The organism is Dakarella massiliensis, from assembly GCF_001182045.1.
In the GTDB taxonomy this organism is placed as follows: domain Bacteria; phylum Pseudomonadota; class Gammaproteobacteria; order Burkholderiales; family Burkholderiaceae_F; genus Mesosutterella; species Mesosutterella massiliensis.
The window spans coordinates 154,342-174,233 of record NZ_CVTY01000007.1 but is presented as its reverse complement, the minus strand read 5'-3'; the positions used below and the strand labels follow the sequence as shown (position 1 = coordinate 174,233).

The following is a 19,892-nucleotide window of genomic DNA, read 5'->3' as shown; positions in this document are numbered from 1 at the left end:
AGAGCTTTATCTTATGAATGCTAAAACTCTGATTTTTGTACCGCTTTCGCTTGCGTTAGTGAGCGCTCCGGCGCTTTCGCTCACGCTCGACGATATCAGTACGAAGCTCTCCGAAATCAAAACCGTCACGGCGAATTTCACGTCAGAAAGAAATCTCAAAGGCGCCTCAAAACCTCTCGTCGCTAAGGGCAGGATGGCTCTCATCGAAGGGAAGGGAGTGGTCTGGGAGCAGACATCACCGTTCGCGGAAGAGATTCTCGTGAAGAATGAGCAGGTCGAAATCCGGCGCAGGAAGTCAAAACCCGAAATCATCACGAAGAAATCACAGCCGCGGGCGTTCGCTTTCGCGAGCCTCATGCGGAATCTCGCCGGGGCGGACGCGAAGACGCACGGAAACTGGTTCACGGTTTCCTCCATCAGCGGGAACGCCTCCGGGTGGACCGTGACGCTTAAACCTTCGCGCGATCCGCTCCGCCAGGCGTTCGACACCGTCACGATCAAGGGCGGTGACGCCGTGACGGGTGTCTCTTTCCTCTCACCCACGAAAGACCGGACCCGGATCCGGTTTGATGATGTCCATGTGAACGAAGGGGGGCTCGCCGATGCCGAAGAACGGCTCAGCCGCTAAGGCGGTTCTAGACGCTCTCGATTCCCCGAAAGTCCGGGCGTTCCTCTGGCTCTTCATCGTTTCGGTGATCGCGGTGTTTCTTCTCATCGCGGTGCCGAAGGCTGAAGTGTCGAGTGACGTGATGGAGCTGCTGCCGGAAGAAACCTACCGGGCGGTTCCAAAGTCCGTGACAAATGGGCTCGCGGACAAAATGTCGCGGCAGATGCTTTTCGCGGTCACCGGAGGCGAAGGGGCGGCGGAACTTTATTTCGAAAAACTGAAAGCGATTCCGGAATTCCGGCGCCTTGCCGGGCGGCTCTCGGATGTCAGACGGCGGGAGTCGGCCTCTTTCCTCTTTAAGAACCGCGCGGCGTTTCTTTCTTACGATGCCCGCTCGAGGCTGAAGGAAGGGGAAGACGCGGAAGCCGAATGGGTGCTTTCGCAGCTTTATTCACCGGTTGCCGGTGTCTCTGCCCCTGAAATCAAAAACGACCCTCTCCTTCTGATGCGGGGGTCGACGCTTTTTGATTCCGGCACAAGCCGGATGAGTACGTCAGGCGGCTGGCTCACAGCGACTGATGACAAGGGTGTCACCTGGCGGTTTATTTCGGGTGAGGTGAAGAAAGGGACCGCGTCCGCGGGCTCAGTCGGCCCGTTCCTCGACAAAGTGAAAGCAGCCCAGAAGGCCGTGAAGGATGCCTATCCAAACGCGCGGTTCGCGAGTGAAGGCTCTGTTTTCTATTCCGGATTCGCGGGGGATTCCGCGAAAAACGACATTTCAACGCTTGGTACCATCTCCGCGATCCTTCTCTTTATTGTGCTTGGGATTGCGTACCGCTCACCGCTTCCCTTTTTCCTCGCACTGCTTTCCGTCGCCGTGGGCGCCGCGGCCGGCACCGCGGCGACTCTCCTTACGTTTGGCGGCATCCATATGGTGACGCTCGTGATGAGCCTCTCCCTCATCGGCATTTCAACGGACTACACCACGCATTTCCTCACAGCCCGGATGACCGCGAAAGAAGGCGTCTCAACCTTTAATACCCTGCAGACCCTCTCCCCCACGATGCTTCAGGCGCTTGGGACAACGTGTCTCGCGTACGCCGCGCTTCTTATCGCGCCGTTCCCTGGACTCCGCCAGCTAGGAGTCTTCAGTATTGCGGGGCTTGCTGCGTCCTGCGCTACGGTTTTCGCCTGGTACCCGTTCCTCTCGAAGCGATTTAAGCGTAAGCCCCTCATCGGGCGGGACTTCCTTCGCCGCTATATCGCTGTGTGGAGCGGGAAAAACCGTTACCCCGCGATTCTCTTCGCCTGCCTCGCGGTGTTTGCGGCTGGCGGCCTGATGCTCGCTGGAACAAACGACGATATCGGCGCTCTGCAGACCGCTCCCGCTCATCTGAAAGCGGATGAAGACCTTATCCGGACACTCACGGGGAACGATATGACGCAGCGCTGGTTCGTCGTGACTGGGGCGTCTACCGAAGAAGCGCTTCAGAGAAAGGACGCGCTTGGCGAAAGACTCTCGGCGCTTAAGGAAGACGGGCTGATTACCGGCGCGACACTCATACCGCTTAACTCCCGGGCGACTCAGCAGTCTGACTGGGAGCTCATCAAAAAGGCGTCGCCCGCGGTGCTCGCGAAGCTTCGGGAATCCGGGATTTCAGCGAAACCTGAGAGCGAGAATCCGACGCTTCCCTTCGGGGTCTGGATCCGGGACACCGTGAGCAGCAACTGGGGGCGGCTGGTTCTCGGCGGCGCGGGCGGTGTCGGGGAAACCTCCCTCATGGTCCCCGTGCAGGGGGACCGGAGCGCCAAAGCGGACGCCGCGCTTCAGAAAGCGGCGGCTTCTGTCCCTGGCACGGTCTGGGTGGATCGCCGCGCGGACCTGAATCACCTGTTCTCCGGCGTCAGAACCATGATTGAGGCGCTGCTTGCCGCGTCGCTCGCGCTGATCTTCGCGATTTACGCTTGGCGGTACGGGCTGAAGCGCGCCGCCGGCATCATCGTCCCCTGCATACTCTCCGTCGCCTGCGGGATCGCGGCGCTCGGCTGGGCCGGGCTCCCGGTGAACATCTTTTCGCTCTTCGCGCTCGTTCTCGTACTCGGAATCGGGATCGACTATTCACTTTTCTTCGGGAACTTCCAGAAGGAAGCGGATTCGACGCTCTTCGCCGTCTTTACCGCGATGGCGACCACAATGATTTCACTCGGTATTCTCGTTTTCAGCGGCACGGCGGCTATTTCGAATTTTGGCCTCGTGCTCGCAGCCGGTGTCTTCACGGCATTCCTTGCGTCGCCTCTCATCCTCCGGCTTGATCGGAAAGAGGAGAGTGTCTGATGGTCTATATCCACGCTGTAGCGCTGGACTGCGCGCTTGGGGCCAAGCCTCAGGAAATTCTCGCGAACCTCGGGAAAAATGAGGCCCCAGGATTGACGCCTGACAGTCATTGGCTTCTTTCAGGAGAACCGCTTTCGTTCGGCCACATGACAGGCATTCTTCCGGCAATCCCGGAAAATCTCGCAAAACATCAGAGCCGGAATAACCGCGCCCTGATGGCGGTCTTCAATTCGGAACCCCGTTTCAGGGATCTGCTGGATCACGCCGATCTATCTCGGGTCGGGATCATTCTCGGAACCAGCACGTCTGGTTCTGAAGAGTTCGCAGACTATATCCACGGCTTCAGAAAGGGGGAACCCGATCCTGACTTCAGAGGCGAAGCGCAGGAACTCGGTGATCCGTCTGAATTCCTTTCCGCCTGGCTTGGCACCACGGGCCCTGCGTACACCGTGTCGACCGCCTGTACGAGCAGTATCCGCGCCATTATTTCCGGGGTGAGACTTCTTGAAGCGGGCATGATTGACGCCGCTATCGTGGGCGGAGCGGACACCCTTGCGAAGCTTCCGATCAACGGTTTTGACGCGCTGCAGGCGCTTTCACACACCCGCTGTCTTCCGTTCTCCGGGCACCGGGATGGAATCGCGATCGGAGAGGCGGCCGCGCTACTCTGGCTCAGCCTGGAACCGGGCCCAATCGCAGTCCGGGGATTCGGTGAATCGTCCGACGCTCACCACATGTCCGCTCCTGATCCGGAGGGCGAAGGGGCTGAGGCCGCGATCCGCGGAGCGCTTCAGATGGCAGGCGTCACGCCTGACGCGATCGATTACCTGAACCTCCACGGGACTGGAACGAAACTTAATGACTCGATGGAAGCAAAAGCCGTTTACCGGGTGTTTGGTGACCAGGTAACAGCGAGCTCCACCAAAAATCTGACCGGACACACGCTCGGGGCCGCGGGAGCCGCCGAAACCGCGCTGATCGCGCTCCTTCTTCAGAATCCGGGCTCCGTGCTTCCGCCTCAGCTTCCGGACGCTGTCCCAGTTGACCCCGCATTACCCCCAATTTCACTTGTGAGCCGATTTACCGCCGTCTCAGGCTCCCTTATGATGAGCTGTAATTTCGCGTTTGGCGGCAGCAACGCGGCTTTGATTCTAGGAACAGATTGACGATGTCTCAGATTCTTAATCCGGGGAAACCGGAACTCTTTTTGCCCCAGCGTCCTCCGATGCTTCTCGTGTCCCGCATCCTTGAATTCACCGAAGATGACGTGATCGCTGAGGCGGATTCCAAGATCCTTGAACCCTTCCGCCGTCCGGACGGCCGGCTCCCTGAAACGCTCTGCATCGAAATGATGGCGCAGGCGGTGGGTGCCTGGGCGGGTTACTGGCGTCAGCAGGACAAGTCGGATAAGCGTGAGGATGAGAAGGATGCCCCGATCGGCTATCTCCTCTCGGCCCGCAATCTGAAGATTGAGGTTCCCGTGATTCCGGAAGGAAAGACTTTCCGCATCACGATGCACCGCGAAGTGTATGAAGGACCGATTGGTTCTTTCGCGGGTGAAATGAAGGATGGCGACACGCTGATCGCGACGGGCCGCGTTTCGGTCTATCAGCCGAGCAACAAAGAGTACCGCGAGCTTTTCGGCGGGAAGGCTACCTGATGACAGAGGCCTCTGGTAGATCGGTCCTTATTCTTGGAGCGTCCGGCGGCATTGGTCGGGCGACCGCGGAAGCGCTTTCGTCTGACGGCTTCAGGGTGGCGCTTCATGCGTCCTCGCACCCTGAGCGGGCTGAGGCGCTGGCGGAGGAACTCCGTTCAAAAGGGGCAGACGCCTGGACGGTCGTTTTTGACGCCGCGGATCCAGCTGCGAGCCGCTCGGCGATTGAAGCGGATATTGAGCTTCACGGTGCCTACTGGGGTGTCGTGCACTCAGCCGGCATCACGCGTGACGCGGCGTTCCCTGGTATGACTGACAGCGACTGGTTTGATGTCATCAATACCGATCTCAATTCTTTTAATAACGTTCTGAAGCCCTGCGTGATGCCGATGATCGGTCTTCGGGACGGCGGCCGTATTGTCGTGATTTCAAGCGTCTCAGGGCTCATCGGAAACCGCGGTCAGACAAACTACAGCGCGGCGAAGGGCGGTCTCATCGCAGCCGCGAAGTCACTCGCTCTTGAGCTCGCCAAACGGAAAATCACCGTGAACGCTGTGGCGCCGGGTCTTATCGACACTGATATGACGAAGATGGATGAAACAGCCCTCAAAGCGATCACCGGCATGATCCCGATGAAGCGCGCCGGGAAACCGGAAGAAGTGGCGTCAGTCATCCGCTTCCTTATGTCACCGGGGGCGAGTTACGTGACGCGGCAGGTCATCGCGGTCGATGGAGGCCTCGCATGAAAGAGAGACGGGTAGTCGTTACGGGGGCTGGCGGAGTCACCGCCTTCGGGAACAGCTGGGACGAGATCAAACCGCGTCTGCAGCTCTGCCGGAACGCTGTCAGGCGGATGACAGACTGGGATGTCTATAAGGGACTGAATGCCCGGATAGCGGCCCCGGTTGAGGATTTCACGCTTCCGGACACCTATACGAGGAAAAAGACCCGCTCGATGGGCCGTGTTTCGAAGCTCGCGGTCCGATCCTCCGAATTCGCGCTTGAGTCAGCCGGTCTCATCAATGACCCGGTGCTCGCTTCAGGCCGTATGGGTGTTGCTTTCGGCTCCTGCTGCGGAAGTCTGGACGGTGTCATGGAGTTTGGCGGCATGCTGCTGCAGCATGACACGAATTTCGTAAACGGCACCACGTATGTCCGCATGATGCCGCATACGGCAGCCGTGAATGTGAGTCTCTTTTTCGGGATCACAGGCCGCGTCATTCCGACATCGTCCGCCTGCACTTCCGGAAGCCAGGCGATTGGGTACGCTGCTGAAGCAATCCGCTACGGTCAGGCAGACCTCATGATCGCGGGCGGCGCGGAGGAGCTTTCCCCCGCGGACACCGCGGCGTTTGACGCGCTTTTCGCTGCCAGCACCAAAAACGAGACTCCTGAACTCACACCTTCTCCGTTTGATAAGGACCGTGACGGTCTTGTGATCGGGGAAGGGGGCACGGCTCTCGTGCTTGAGGGATATGAGCACGCGAAAGCCCGCGGCGCCACGATCCTCGGTGAAGTGGCCGGGTTCGCGACAAACTGCGATGCGACGCATATCACGAGTCCGAATCGGGTCACGATGGAAGCCTGCCTCAGGATGGCGCTCGAGTCAGCCGGTCTGCCGGCCTCCGAAATCGGCTACGTCAACGCGCACGGTACGGGTACCGCACGGGGGGATGAAGCGGAAAGCTTCGCGACCGCCGCGGCCTACGGAAGCCACGTTCCAGTGTCGACTTTGAAGAGCTATTTCGGCCACACACTGGGTGCCTGCGGCGCGATGGAAGCCTGGCTCTCCCTCATGATGATGCGGGATGGATGGTTCTCGCCGACCCTGAATCTGGTGCACCCGGATCCGGCCTGCGCGGAGCTCGATCACATCACGGGAAAAGGCCGGAACCTGGATATCAGCTGCTTCGCGTCGAATAACTTCGCGTTCGGCGGCGTCAATACTTCGCTGATCTTCAAACGCGTTCCATAAAAGCGGTTCCCTAGAACAAGAGAAAGCCCGGAAGATTAAACACTTCCGGGCTTCTTTATTGGATCCTCTGCCGAGGATCAGACCCCGGCAGAAAGCTTCAATACATCAGGAGACGATGTAGAGGCAGACAAGCAGGATCACCATCACAGGAGCCGTACGGCGGACGATATCCATCGGGTTGACACCCGCGATACCAGCAACCAGAATCAGGCCGCCGCAAAGCGGGGAAGCCTGACGGCCGAAGGCACCGGCAAAGGCCGCGAGAACACCGAGGGACGGGATCGACATACCGAATTCAGCGGCATGAGGCGTCACAGCTTCGTTGAACGCGAAGGCCGCGGCGTCACCGGAACCGGTAATCAGGCCGAGAAGGAACGGGCCGACAGAACCGCCGAGCTTAGCGACCGACTGAGCGTGCTTCAGGAATTCAACGAGGTCGCCGACCACACCGGCAGCCGTCAGACCGGAAGCAAAGACACCGGCCGCGATGATGATGCCCATGATCTTCGCGTAACCTTCACCCATACCGTCGAAGAACTTCTTCGAAATTTCAGCAGGATTCGCGCGGGTCACGAGGAAGACATAGATCGTACCGAGAAGCATGGCCGTGCCGACCGAAACCTTCAGGTCCTTGAACCAGATTGAAGCGACAACCAGGATCACCACCGGGAGAAGCGGAGCAATAGCCTTAAGAATATTTGGATGCTCAGGCAGTGACGCATTGCCGGCAGTGCCGCCAAGCGCCAGGTTTGCTTCCATTTCCTCTTCTGTCTGGTTCTTGTTGTAGTCCTTATAAACCACGCAGACGACTGTCATCAGGATGATGGCGAGAATGCCAAGACCCACTGTGCGGGGAGCGGAGAAAGCAATCAGCTGCATCACATCCATTCCGGCCATTTTCGCAATAAAGGCATTATGCGAAATACCAGGATTCAGGAACGGGGTCGTCGCAATACCGCCGCCGATGATCATAGCCGCGGCGATCGCCGGCTTGAAACCGGCACGCACGAGAATCGGGATAAGCGTCGGAGCAACAGCGGCAGAGCAGCCTGCCGTACTCGGAAGCGCAACAGCAATAATGGCGGTCACCAGGCCGCAGGCCGGAAGCAGGAAAAGACCCAGCTTCTTCAGCGGCTTCGTGAGAAGCGAAACCAGATGCGTATCGCAGCCCGTCAGTTTCACAACCGCGGCAAAGCCCATGGCCGAGCAGATGGCGATGATCAGGTTCGGGTTCGTCATCGATTTATCGAACTGATGGAACGCGATCATCGGCTTGAAGGAGAGGAATGCCATGACGAGGCCGCCGGTAATCAGAACCAGCCGGGTCTCATACCGCTTGATGAGTCCCCAGATGACACCGATCACCGCGACAATGGCAACGATTGTTGTAAATGTCTGCATTGCGCTAAATCTCCAAACGTGAAAACTCTCTCTGGACAAAGCCAGGGGAATTTCTTTTTTATCTCCGAAGTGGGATGCCGGCGTAATCCGAAAGCAGAGTGCGTTACACCTTCGAACTGCCGACGTAAGGATTTTGGTTTAAAAAATTACAAAAAAACACCCCAATCCGAATTCATATACATGACTTGGAGCAAAGGCCTTCTAATCAAGAAGCCGATAAATAGGGCATAAACGCTAGAAAATACGGTGATTTACCTAGAAGTCTAGATTCATATACATGACTTCTATAATCAAAAAAGATGCGGGATTTAAGGAAACAAATACCCGAAAAAAAAGCCTGGACACAGATCCAGGCTTCAGGCGGCGATACAGAAGTAGTAATCAGCCGAAAAGTTTCGAGAAAAATCCCTTCTTTTCGTAGGGCTCCGACTGGTACGAGGTGGTTTCATAACCCGTCGCGTCAATGGCGGCGCGGAGTTCGGTTTCCGGAATCTCACGCGCTGCGATCACGACGCAGTTTTCTTTACCCTTATCGGCTTTCACCTTTTCGACTTCAAATTTGTCCCGCACGGCTCCGGCGACATGCGACTCGCACATCGCGCACATCATGCCTTTGACGCCAACCGTCATTTTGACCATGAATACGCTCCTTATTTCTGATAAACGTAATAATACTCATTTACAACCACGGTCATAAGCGATCTTCGGAGAATTGCGAAAGTCTCAGTGGATAGGAGGGGTCACTGATGTAACCCCGAAAGAGATTGCGTCAGGCCCAGACGATTCGGAAGAGGCGATAGGCCGACCGGCGCTGAACCGGAACATTGCTTTCACTTTCCGTAAACCAGATGTTGCCCCGGGAATCGAGCGAGAAACCGTCGGCCCACCGGATCGGGGTCGGGGTTTTCATTTCAGAGACACGATGCGTCATCAGATGAAGCGACGCGACGCGGTCATGACGGACGTCACCGAAATAGAGCACACCCGAACGTTCAACCATGCCGGCAGAGGGGAAAGCATCCCGCGCTTCTGTCATGATGTAGCGGGCCCGGTCATGGGAGCGAAGACTGCGATCCCGAAGAATATGAGTCGGAATCGAATAAATCTTGGTTTCAATGAGGGGCGTGAAGTAGAGCGTGCGGCGGTCTTCTGAAAGGGCAAGCGCCGCGATGTTCGGCATGATCGGGTAGTAATTGCCGGTCGGGAGCGCGAGGAACTTCGCGTTTGCGCGGGTCTGCTGAACCGAGCGATCAAGCCCGAGCCATCCTTTGCCGGACTCCAGGTCAAGAACAATCAGACCGCCCGCGCCGCCGTCCGAAATAAAAGCGATATTCTGCTGGGAATCCACCCGGACATTCGCGAGCGTACTGTTGCTCTCAAGGAGTTCCGAAGGAATCCGAAAGGTCTGGAGCACCATACGGTGCGTGATATTGACGCAGATGAGACGCGCCGCGCTCTTGTTAACCGGTCTTCCCGCAAGCTTTCCGGAGTCCAGAATCCAGAGTCTGTCAGCGTCATCAATGAAAATATTGGAAACGTTGACGAGAGACTCGTTTACGTCACGGGGAAGGAATGAGACGGTAACACCGCCCCGAAGCTCCCCGACATGGAACGATGGGAACTCATTCCGGGTAGGAAAGCTCGTAAAAACACGGCCGGTTCTTGAAACCGCCGTGCTGTTCCACTGGTACTCGGACGTTGCCACTTCCTGAAAAACAGGTCCCCGATAAGCCGCTCGGGCTCCGGCTTTGGCTGCCAGACCGGAAGCGAGGAGAAAAGGGACAAAAAGGGCAGTACGTCGTTGCATGATTGAAACCAGCCGGAAAGCGAATCTCCGGAATGGGTGTTTCCAAAGTTAAGATATATTACCTACTCATTATAGGGGCTTTTAATTACTGTATTCATAAATTCATTTCATTTTTTAAGCAAAATGACAGTAATGAAAAGTCATGATTCACGGTCAGGTTAGGACTGAAACGTTGTTTTTCTTCTGTTTTGTCAGAAGGAAATAAAAAATACCCCCGAAGGGGTATTTTTAAAATTCAGGATAGATTGTCAGAGATCCCGGCGAAGCACATCGGTAGGGGCAGGTTTCCCGAACACATTCAGGCGTTCTGAAACTGAGAGAGAAGGGTTTTCGGAAGCCTCTTTCCTGAACCACCTGGCGAGCTTCTGTCCCGCGTCACTCGGAAACCGGGACTGTGGGCGCAGGAGCCACATGACTTCGGGCTCAATCTGCCAGTCAGGAAGGACTTCAATCAGGTCACCTGTCTCAAGCTCTGACTCGACCAGATAGCGGGGAACCGCAATACCGATGCCGCCGCCTTCAAGCACCCGGTTTTTGAGAGCCAGAACGAGACCGGAATCTCCCGCGTGACCTGTGGGAACTGTGTAAGAGCGGCCCGTTCCGGTTTCATGAAGGGTGACCGGAAGCTCCATTTCCCGGCTGGACACCCGGATCAGGTGCCGTAGCAGGTCTTCCGGAGACTTTGGAGTTCCCGCTTTCGCGAGATAAGCCGGTGCCGCTACGCAGACGAGCGGCACACTGCAGATCCTCACGGCGACCAGAGTGTCATCCACGGGTTCTCGTTCAAGCACCACCTGATAATTGAAGTACCCGCCGTTCTGGCCCGCATTGGGGTCTCGGATCCTGGAATTGATCCGAACTTCAGGATTTGCTTCAGCGAACCTCGCAATCCATTTCTGAAAGAGTTCGGTTCCTTCTGTAATAGGGAGGAACAGGTTGATTTCCTGATCTGTCTCCCGGATAAGCGATTCTTCCAGTGTGTCGAACCGTTCAATCAGGGGAAGGATCTGCTCCGCAAATTTGGCCCCCTCACGGGTAACCCGGATTCCGGTCGGAAGCCGGGTAAAGAGTTTTACATGAAGTTCCTGTTCGAGCTTCGCGATTTCGCGGCTCACCTGCGGCGTGCTTTTCCCCAGGCTTTCAGCCGCCTGATTGAGACTCTCTTCATTCAGGACTTCAAGGAAAAGTCTGGTCCGGGAAAGAAAATCACTTTTTGCCATGTTTCACCTTTTCCGCAAGTTTCTCAAGCGCCTTCTGTTCCTCTGAAGAAATAGCCTCTAACCGCTTTCGTATTTCTTCCGCGAGATAGAAGAGCAGGTATTTTGAATGCTGTAAGGCATGGACTGTGACTGAGACCTGAAGCGGCGGCATAAGCCAGTCTGATGGAACCGGAATAAGCTTCCCCTCGCGGATCAGATCTTTTGTAATACAGTAGGGTACCCCGATCGCGATACCGGCCCCAGCCTGAGCGCCGCAGATTGCCTGCCGCGGAGTCCGTCGGACGGGACCGGTTCCTAGCGGAACGGAAATGGTTTCAGCCCCCCGGGAGAAAGTAAACCGTCGGCTGTAGCTTGAGAGTTCAGAAAAAATCAATGTGTGTTCTGTCAACGCTTCAGGGCTCTCAGGGGTACCGTGTTCCGCGAGATAACCGGGAGACGCGACACATACCAAAGGCAGCAGAGAGACAGGGTGTGAACCTGTTGGGATCATGGGACTCACCTGAAAGGCAAGCCCCGCTGGATCATCCCCGGACCCCGGGGGCTCAAGATCGAGTCTCAGTCCGGTGTTCTCAAACTCAAGCTGCGACATCACTTCCCAGACCGCGTCTGTCTGAATCGGTTCCGGAATACTCACCCGGATTCGTCCGCGGACTCCAGACACACTTTTTGCCAACCCATCTCTCACGGCGAGAATATCGGTCAGCACATCATGCATCTGGTTCATGACACGGCGGCCGGCTTCTGTAGGACGGAGACCGGTGCTCTCACGATAGAAGAGCTGCATCCTCAGACGGTCTTCCAGTTTCCTGAGACGCCGGGACACTGTGGAGGGATCCACATTCATGGCGCGCGCCGGCTGCAGGTAGCTCCCGGACTCCATTACAGCCATAAAGAGCTCCCAGGTTTCAAGTTCGATATGTTCCGCTGCGCCCATAGACTCTCCTCAATGCTGAATGCTCTTTCATAATCCCGCGAAGATGGAGTCAGCTGTCATCCACATTCAAACAAATATTAACTGGTTTGCAACCGCAATTGACTCGGCAAAAGACGTAGATACCTATAAAGAATCTACCTACACGGGTCATTATCTAGTTATTTATAATTATAGCAACCGTATGATAGTCAAGACAAAAATCAAAGCCTGCCCGATATTTCCATCAAAACCGTGATTCATAAATAAAAGTATTTAGTTGATTTTTATGGAATTGCATTTTTGTTAAAACCTACCGACTTTTTGGATCATTACGAAATCCGCACCTCAAGGCGATAATACAAAAGGACAGGGGGACATAGTCCCCGTGCAAATCGGGAAAAGGGGTCAGCCCCGATTCCCTGTCTTATGTTCGTATGAACAAATGAGGAGAGTAATGATGGAGATGAACCGCAGAAACCTTCTGAAGGGATCAGTTGCTATGGGAGCTGCTGGTCTCGTTGCCAGCAAGGCGGCTGTTGCTGCGGTCCCTGCGAAGTGGGATGAAACGGTCGACATCGTCGTGATCGGTTCTGGCTTCGCTGGACTGGCTGCTGCTATTGAGGCTAAGAAGGCTGGATCAAACGTCATCGTGCTCGAGAAGATGCCGACTGCCGGCGGAAACTCGATCATCAATGGCGGCATTCTGACGGCTACGGGCTGCCCGCAGCAGAAGATGCACCACATTAAGGACTCCGTTGAACTGCTGGAACACGACATTCTGAAGGCCGGCAACTACATGAACGATCCGAAGAAGGTTCATGAAATTGCCAGCCACGCGCTCTCGAACTACGAGTGGTGCGTGAATGAACTGGGCGTGGAATTCCTCCCGGACGCCATCGGTCAGGAAGGCGGCCACAGCGTTCCGCGCTATGTGACGACGAAGAACGGTTCCGGTTCCGGCATTGTGCTGAAGGAACTCGAGATGGTGAAGAAGCTCGGCGTGCCGATTCGCCTCCGCACCTATGTCGATCACATTGTCCGCAGCCAGGAAAACGAAGGCCCGGTTCTCGGCGTTGTCGTTCATGAAGGCTATCGTTTCCCGAAGTCCGGCAGCGGCAAGCAGAAGGCCATTCGTGCCCGCAAGGGTGTGATCCTCTGCTACGGCGGCTTCTCTGCTGACGTGAAGTTCCGTACCTTCCAGGATCCGAAGCTGAACGCTACGCTTGATACGACGAATCAGCCGGGCGCAACGTCCGAACTCTGGCGTGAAACCAGCGCCATTGGCTGCCTGCAGGTCCAGAACGACTGGATTCAGTGCGGCCCGTGGGGCAACCCGAAGGAAAAGGGCATGGGCATCGGCTGGGAATACAACCAGACCGCTGCTGCTGAGTATGGCCTCTGGGTCAATCAGAAGGGCAAGCGCTTCGTGAATGAACTCGCGAACCGCAAAGTTCGTGCTGACGCCATCATGGTGCAGCAGCAGATGGGCAACAAATGCTACGCCATCTGCAATGAGCCCAATATGAAGCCGCTCAAAAAGCAGCGTCCGGGTCACCTGCAGCGCATGCTTGATATGAAGATCATCGCCAAGTACAACACGCTTGACGAAGCCGCGAAGTCCGTTGGCATTGATCCCGCCACCCTCCAGGCGACAGTGAAGCAGATGGACCAGGCTGTTGCTCAGTACAAGGACAAGACGGAACCCGAGTGGGGCACCTACATCAACCACGACCGTCAGCCGCTTGAACAGGGCCCGTGGTACATCGGTGAACTGCAGCCGAAGGTTCACCACTGCATGGGCGGTCTGGTGACTGATGAAAAGGGCCGCGTCCGCGATGTCCGCACTGACAAGGTGATTCCGCATCTGTGGGCTGCCGGTGAATCTACCGGTATGGTTCACGGCGCTGTCCGCCTTGGTTCTGTCGCCATTCTGGACTGCCTCGTGAACGGCCGCATCGTTGGTGAAGATGCTGGCAAGTCCGCTGCCTGATCAGCAGTACAGCGTAAGACAATCCGGTAAATAAATTCTCCTGAGCCGGATTGATGAAACGCCCCTTCGGAATTCCAAAGGGGCGTTTTCTTGTCTTTAAATAACTGACTAAGCGGTATGGAGTCAGAAGATTTTGGAACCCATCCAGAAAACGAGAACCATCAGAAGGCAGGCAAAAAGCTTTTTCAGCGGTTTCGTGTTGAGACGCTTGGCTGCCGCGGCTCCGAGCGGAGCGGTCAGTATCGTGGCGCAAGCGACCGAGGCGAGTGACGGCAGATGAATATAACCTGCGGTCCATGCGGGCATCCCCGTGAGATTCCATCCGGCGTAGATATAGCCAATAGTTCCCGCCAGGGCGATTGGGAATCCAAGCGCCGCGGACGTCCCTACCGCGTGATGCATTTCCACGTTGGAACGGACCATGAAAGGCACTGAGATAAAGCCGCCGCCCGCGCCCACAATGCCGGAGAGACCGCCAATCACGGTACCCACCGCGAAAAGCCCTGGCTTTCCGGGAAGCGTATTGGTCGGTTTCGGCTTCAGATCGAAGAACATCTTTACCGCGGAGAAACCCACGAAAATAATGAAAATCAGCGTGATCCAGAAGGTCGGAAGATAGCTTGCAATCTGAGCGCCGAGCGCAGCGCCCACGAGAATCCCAGGGGCGATACCCCAGAACACGTTCCAAAGCACAAAGTGATTCCGGTTATGGGCCCGGGCAGACGACATCGAGGTAAAAAGAATGATGGAAAGCGATGTAGCGATCGCTGCGTGCATCGCATACTCTGCCGGCACCCCCTGCATCGTGAGAAGCACGGAAAGGAAGGGGGTAATAATCATCCCGCCCCCGATTCCGAGAAGCCCCGCGAGAAAGCCCGATCCTATACCGAGGGCTATGAGAGACAGAAAAATGAAGAGCGTCATGCTGTGCTGACCCAGAGAAAAATACGTCCCGCAATACAAAAATGAAGGTCGCGAAGATTTTGAATCAGAGTGACTTCGCAAACTTTTGCCTCATGGGGCGCTAGCTTAAGCGAAAAAGGCGGTTCCTGTGTGAAATTGCAAAACCGTGTTTCAGAAAAGGAATTCAGAAGAAGTCAGAGTCTAAGATAAAGAAAGTGCTTTCATAACGGAGAAGGAGGATCTGCCCATGACAATCGTTATCCATCCGGAAGACCTATCTGAAGATGCCGCATTCGCGGTTCCCGTGCGGGAAGCGCTGCATTCGGATCCTGAGATCGGTCTTCACCTTCCGAAAACCGAAGCGAGAATACTGGCCGCTTTGAAGGCGCTGAAAATCGATGACGTGCACACGAATATTGGGGGCGGAGCGGTAAGCGGTATTGTGGCCATTCTCCGCGGAACGAAACCCGGGCGGACAATAGCGCTTCGGGCGGATACTGACGCTTTGCCTATTGAGGAGAAAACGGGAAAAGACTATGCAAGCCGGACTCCGGGCCGCATGCATGCCTGCGGCCATGATGGTCATACGGCCGCGCTTCTCACTGTTCTCTCCTATCTGTCACGTCACAGGGATTTTGCCGGCACTCTGATCGCTGTATTTCAGCCTGGAGAAGAAGGTTTTGCCGGAAGCCGATACATGATAGAGGACGGACTGGTCGAAAAGTTCGGGATTGAGGAATTCTATGCGCTGCATGGTGACGCCTCGGTAGACCTCGGTAAGGTCGCATTCTTCCCGGGGTACGCCATGGCAAACGCAGACGCGTTTGAAATTGTTTTCGAAGGGAAGGGCGGTCATGGCTCGAAACCTCAGCTGACGCATGATCCGGTTGTTGCGGCAAGTGAAGCAGTTCTCGCGCTGCAGACGATCGTTTCGAGGAATGTGAATCCTGATGACGCGGCCGTGGTTTCCGTCTGTTCCATTGAAGCCGGAAAACGCGAGGGCACGAGCGTTATTCCCCAGTCCGCCACGCTCCGCGGCACAGTCCGGACATATGAAAAGGATGTTCAGGACCTGATTGAACTCCGGATGCATGAGATTGCGAATGGAATCGCGGTCATGTACGGTATGAACCCAACAGTGACTTATAACCGGCTTTACCCCGCGCTTTATAACGATCTCGAGCGCACCGCCGAAGCGAGATCCTTAGCAGAAACCGCGTTGGGTAAAGAAAACGTGATCGATTTCCACCGGATTCCAGGCGGAGAAGATTTCGCCTTTATGCTTCAGAAGAGGCCGGGATGCATCTTCCGTCTTGGGATCCGTGACCGCGATCATCAGTCCCCGGTTCATACAGATACCTTTGACTTTAACGATGAGGCAATTGAAACAGGGGCCGCAGTTCTCCTCACAGTCGCCCTGAATCGGATGGCTGAAAACAATTAAGAAATCATTTTGTTTTCATTATCTTGCCTGACTGAATGTCAAGCAATTCTCTAAGCAATGAAGAAGGCTCTCAGAATGAACTGAGAGCCTTCTTTTTCATCTGAACCGCACCGGAATCCATTGGCCAGAAGGGGATCCGGGCGCAGAGTTCAGGGTTCAGGATTTACGGTTCGAAGACGATGATGGCCTTCGGATTCTTGATACGCGGCATAACCGTTTCAAAGACACGGAAATCGTGATTCAGCTTGCTGGATCCCAGATACCCGGTGATCATATCCTGACCAATCACAAGGTCCATATTCTGGGTTGCTGCGGCAAGGAGAATAGCGGTCTTCTGCGGGAGAACCGGAGTCACTATCACCTGGCCTCCGTCCAGCAGATTCTTCACGCGCTCCGCAACCAGAACACCGGTACCGGGTTCGAGTTTCTGCATCGCAGCGAAGAGATCCGGGCTGACCACAAGGGTATAAGTCCCATAGGCGTGATTCGCGATCAGCTTGGCAAGACCATTAGCGACATCGGTAAACGCAGTGTCACCCTTGGTCCAGTCAGAGATCTTCACGTGTTCCACGCCTTTCGCGGTGGTGAGACCGTCATAACCCGCTTTCGGATTGCCAAGATAAATCAGCTTATCTTCAGCAGTCGCGGTGAGCGCGGCAGACGCCGCAGCGCGCGAGAACGAAATGGGGCGGCCAGCCTGAGCAGCTGATTCGAGTTCGCGCCACGAAAGCGTGAAGTCCGAATAGAGGAGAGGAATCTGCTGAACTTTGCGTGTACCGAGTCCGGCAGCATTCTCACCTTCGCCATAGAAATCTTCAGAAACCGTAGGCGTCGGCAGGGCATCTGTCGCGATGGCTTCAGTTCCTGCGCCTAGCGGACCATAAATATCGAGGAATTTGCGGCCGGTCAGAACAGTCTTTGCGGTCTTCACCACCACCGCGTCGAGTTCCGTCCACTGTTCCGGATTCAGAATTGCTTCATCTCTCATCAAATAATCCATCACTATTCCTCCTCAATCCTTCAGGCTGCCAATCGTTAGCTTAGAAGCCGCGGGAGCGGCTTCAGCCTCGGGCTCCGCCGCAGCCGCAGTTTCATCCGTCTTGATACCGAGTTTCTCAAACATTTCAGCCACTTCAGCCTGACCGCTTGCGAAATGCTTGGCTTCATCCGGATCCAGATAACGGAGCAGCGTCATCAGTTCGCCGATATGGGCTTTTTCTTCATCGCGGATGTCACTCAGCACCGCAATTGCCACAGGATCGTCAGTTGCCTGGACATGGGCGTCATATCCATAGATCGCGTCGAGCTCGCCTGAAATGTCAGCGCGGATTGACTGGATCAGTTCGCCCTTAGTCATTTTGCGGTCAACATTTGCCGCAAAAGGATCACCAAATGCCATAACTTTCCTCACTTTCCCCGGAATGGGGTTGACCGTCGGAAGCCTGTTGGCTCCGACAGTGAAAACTGATTAAACACACTTAGTAGGTAATTCACACTATAGTCTTAAATTACACGGTTGATGAGGCTTAATTAATGAAATTGGGAATTTATGTGAATTTGTGTATCTGATAAATCGAATTTTGCTTAAGGGGAAATTTATGTCAATAGGAGCGATGCTATCCACAGAAATAAGAATGACTTTTAACTGCGGGAGGCTGTCAGTTCTATGAACGGGGGCTTTATTGAATGAAAGGGCATAATACTGAAGTTATGTTTTATAAAATCGGGCAGATGACTTTTCCTTAAGGAAGGAAGCGCCTTTCTCTGCTCAGATTTGAGGAAAATTCGGGGTCGGAAAAACAGCCTAAGAGCGCTGCTAACACCTAATGGTGATTTCTCAATCTCATTTTCTTCAGGATGTGGGCATAGAATGAAAGTTATAAGAGCCTTTGTCCATACACCCCCAATGAAGCGGCGTTCCAACGCTTCAGGCTCTAAGCTATAAGAGGCGACTGCTATGACAGGATTCAAAAGCCTGATACTGAAAACAATGGCGGCCGCAGGCGCTTTGCTGGTTATGACGTCTCCGGCCTCGGCTTACGAACCGACTGCTCGGGATCTGCAGCAGGCAGCCTATGCCTTCCTCATGGGCGATTGGGATTACCAGTTTCCAATGGAAGGCGGCGAAACGCACCTCTTTTTCAAGAACGGTGCTGGAAGAACGTATTACAGCCTTGTATCTCTCTATCCCTCTGAAAGAACAGGAGTCTTCTGCGATCTGATGGAGGTAGACTCCTGCCGGTCGCGTTCTTTGATGTCAACTTTCACAGTGGACTGTGACAAGGGAACCATCAAAATGCGGAAGCTCTCTTTGTATTCGAGGGATTTCGGTATGGGAACGCCTTCCGTGGAAATCCCGGTTCCGCGCCGAGACCAGAAAGAGCAGACACCTGGACCTGACACGATCGGTGAATTCATCGTTACGACGAAATGCGGCAGAACACCCGATCAGCCGCAAGGTTTCCGCCAGGTGAAACTCAATTCATTCTGAGCTTCAAAATTCAATTTCTCTTTGATGGGTAAGGGCGATCTGAAAAATGATCGCCCTTTTCGTTTTCTTTCTCCCGCTTCTGAAACATCTTTGCAGTGGAAGGACAAATCCGGTTTTCTGACTTTTTTTCTCACTTTTTATTATTATGCAGATATAAAACATTAACATTACATATACATTAATTATGGCGTAAATTGAAGATGAGTTTAAAAGCCCTCAAAAATTAGCAGACGATCATTTATTCACGTGATGTCTTTTATTTCGATTGGCGACAGTGCACAAAATTTCAGCAGAAATTTGAGCTCCTGGTATTTATCCGGATTTGGAACACAGCTTTTCGCCAGATAAATCGGTCCTCGCCGAGTCATTACAGGAAAATCACAGTGATTTTTGGTATTCATGGCGATTCAGAGCTGCTGCCGAACAGCCATAAACAAAAATTCCGCTATAAAAATTTCAGAAAACAAAGAATAAGTCTTTATTTTTTAAAGAGTTCCCTATTTTCTTCAAATTTCTTATTCAACATAATATAAGTTATGTTGAATAAGGCCTCAAAAAAGATCCTCTGACTTCTTTCTTTTAACCAGCCCTCTGCTGCTATTTTTCATGCTCCTGGATTAATGAAAAAGCTCCGAAACGCTCAATGCATATTTCTTTTTATGATTTTCTATTTGCATTTTCCCGCCAAGCTGTACATTTATTGGCTCTTTTGAACCTATTCCCGTATTGATTTGCCCCTTTTTTGGAGAAATTGAAGACTTTTCAGACTGATTTTGCCTCCTTATGCACCTAAATTTCAATTTCCATTCAGATAGATATTTATAGATATTTAATAGCTAACGTTAACAGCATAATAAACACAGATGACGATTAATAAATTTAAGTTCATCGATTTACTGCTTAATTGTCTCTATTTTTAATAGCAGAAGACGACAGATATTTACTTCAAATGTCAAGAATTTTTTGTAAAAATAATTTGATTTTCTTACTAAAAAATTCAAATTTTCAAAAAATGTGCTTCATTAGGTTTTCTCTAGCAAAATTAACTGTATAAGACCTAAATCTCATTTTTTAGCTATTTTTGTATTATAGTATTCTATTTTTATATCAAAGTAGAAAAAGTTCTTTGAGAATCGGCTTTACTGACAG

General features: G+C 53.9%; 17 protein-coding genes. 9 read left to right on the top strand and 8 right to left on the bottom strand.

Annotated elements, in window-relative coordinates:
* The first annotated feature begins 13 nt into the window (after positions 1-13).
* Genes BN1936_RS07140 through BN1936_RS07115 form a run of 6 tightly spaced genes read left to right on the top strand, consistent with a single transcriptional unit; the run spans position 14 to position 6,574 of the window.
* Complete coding sequence (locus BN1936_RS07140; protein ID WP_049687037.1) at positions 14-628, top strand: outer membrane lipoprotein carrier protein LolA; 615 nt, start codon at positions 14-16, stop codon at positions 626-628.
* Complete coding sequence (locus BN1936_RS07135; protein WP_022443965.1) at positions 603-2,942, top strand: MMPL family transporter; 2,340 nt, start codon at positions 603-605, stop codon at positions 2,940-2,942. The genes BN1936_RS07140 and BN1936_RS07135 overlap by 26 nt, the downstream gene beginning before the upstream one ends.
* Positions 2,942-4,108: a beta-ketoacyl-ACP synthase gene (locus BN1936_RS07130; protein WP_022443964.1), complete on the top strand. Its 1,167-nt coding sequence runs from the start codon at positions 2,942-2,944 to the stop codon at positions 4,106-4,108. The genes BN1936_RS07135 and BN1936_RS07130 overlap by 1 nt, the downstream gene beginning before the upstream one ends.
* Before the next feature lie 2 nt (positions 4,109-4,110).
* Entirely contained in the window at positions 4,111-4,602 is a 492-nt protein-coding gene (locus BN1936_RS07125) for an ApeP family dehydratase (protein WP_022443963.1), read from the top strand.
* Positions 4,602-5,345, top strand: coding sequence for a 3-oxoacyl-ACP reductase FabG (gene fabG / locus BN1936_RS07120; RefSeq protein WP_022443962.1), 744 nt, complete (start codon positions 4,602-4,604; stop codon positions 5,343-5,345). Before BN1936_RS07125 ends, fabG begins: the two co-directional genes overlap by 1 nt.
* Complete coding sequence (locus tag BN1936_RS07115) at positions 5,342-6,574, top strand: beta-ketoacyl-ACP synthase (protein ID WP_022443961.1); 1,233 nt, start codon at positions 5,342-5,344, stop codon at positions 6,572-6,574. The genes fabG and BN1936_RS07115 overlap by 4 nt, the downstream gene beginning before the upstream one ends.
* 105 nt (positions 6,575-6,679) lie before the next feature.
* On the opposite strand, the gene dcuC is transcribed toward BN1936_RS07115, so the two are convergent.
* The 5 genes from dcuC to BN1936_RS07090 all read right to left on the bottom strand — a co-directional run bounded on the left by dcuC (position 6,680) and on the right by BN1936_RS07090 (position 11,936).
* Positions 6,680-7,975 carry a C4-dicarboxylate transporter DcuC gene (dcuC, locus tag BN1936_RS07110; RefSeq protein ID WP_022443960.1) on the bottom strand — a complete coding sequence of 432 codons (1,296 nt, stop codon included), beginning with the start codon at positions 7,973-7,975 and terminating at the stop codon, positions 6,680-6,682.
* A gap of 381 nt (positions 7,976-8,356) precedes the next feature.
* Positions 8,357-8,614 carry a heavy-metal-associated domain-containing protein gene (locus tag BN1936_RS07105; RefSeq protein WP_022443959.1) on the bottom strand — a complete coding sequence of 86 codons (258 nt, stop codon included), beginning with the start codon at positions 8,612-8,614 and terminating at the stop codon, positions 8,357-8,359.
* 130 nt (positions 8,615-8,744) lie between these two features.
* Complete coding sequence (locus BN1936_RS07100; RefSeq protein WP_022443958.1) at positions 8,745-9,782, bottom strand: major royal jelly protein; 1,038 nt, start codon at positions 9,780-9,782, stop codon at positions 8,745-8,747.
* Positions 9,783-10,030: 248 nt separating this feature from the next.
* The gene (locus tag BN1936_RS07095; RefSeq protein WP_022443957.1) at positions 10,031-11,002 is read right to left on the bottom strand and encodes a LysR family transcriptional regulator; all 972 of its coding nucleotides are present in this window, start codon (positions 11,000-11,002) and stop codon (positions 10,031-10,033) included.
* Positions 10,989-11,936, bottom strand: a complete 948-nt coding sequence (locus BN1936_RS07090; RefSeq protein WP_022443956.1) for a LysR family transcriptional regulator — start codon at positions 11,934-11,936, stop codon at positions 10,989-10,991. The genes BN1936_RS07095 and BN1936_RS07090 overlap by 14 nt, the downstream gene beginning before the upstream one ends.
* Positions 11,937-12,369: 433 nt before the next feature.
* Here BN1936_RS07090 and BN1936_RS07085 point away from each other — a divergent pair, with 433 nt between their 5' ends.
* Positions 12,370-13,905, top strand: a complete 1,536-nt coding sequence (locus tag BN1936_RS07085; protein ID WP_049687036.1) for a flavocytochrome c — start codon at positions 12,370-12,372, stop codon at positions 13,903-13,905.
* Positions 13,906-14,028: 123 nt separating this feature from the next.
* Here the strand turns inward: BN1936_RS07085 and BN1936_RS07080 are convergent, their stop codons facing one another.
* On the bottom strand, positions 14,029-14,829 hold the full coding sequence (locus BN1936_RS07080) for a sulfite exporter TauE/SafE family protein (RefSeq protein ID WP_049687035.1): 801 nt from the start codon (positions 14,827-14,829) through the stop codon (positions 14,029-14,031).
* Positions 14,830-15,055: 226 nt separating this feature from the next.
* Between BN1936_RS07080 and BN1936_RS07075 the strand changes: the two genes are divergently transcribed.
* Positions 15,056-16,252 (top strand): M20 metallopeptidase family protein, encoded by a 1,197-nt coding sequence (locus BN1936_RS07075; protein WP_022443953.1) that lies wholly within the window; start codon positions 15,056-15,058, stop codon positions 16,250-16,252.
* A gap of 163 nt (positions 16,253-16,415) precedes the next feature.
* On the opposite strand, the gene BN1936_RS07070 is transcribed toward BN1936_RS07075, so the two are convergent.
* Both BN1936_RS07070 and BN1936_RS07065 read right to left on the bottom strand, forming a co-directional pair.
* Positions 16,416-17,252 (bottom strand): family 1 encapsulin nanocompartment shell protein, encoded by an 837-nt coding sequence (locus BN1936_RS07070; protein WP_022443952.1) that lies wholly within the window; start codon positions 17,250-17,252, stop codon positions 16,416-16,418.
* Positions 17,253-17,264: 12 nt separating this feature from the next.
* The gene (locus BN1936_RS07065; protein WP_022443951.1) at positions 17,265-17,651 is read right to left on the bottom strand and encodes a hypothetical protein; all 387 of its coding nucleotides are present in this window, start codon (positions 17,649-17,651) and stop codon (positions 17,265-17,267) included.
* 558 nt (positions 17,652-18,209) lie between these two features.
* Between BN1936_RS07065 and BN1936_RS07060 the strand changes: the two genes are divergently transcribed.
* A complete protein-coding gene (locus BN1936_RS07060; RefSeq protein ID WP_022443950.1) occupies positions 18,210-18,743 on the top strand; it encodes a hypothetical protein in 534 nt (177 codons plus the stop codon).
* Positions 18,744-19,892: the final 1,149 nt, after the last annotated feature.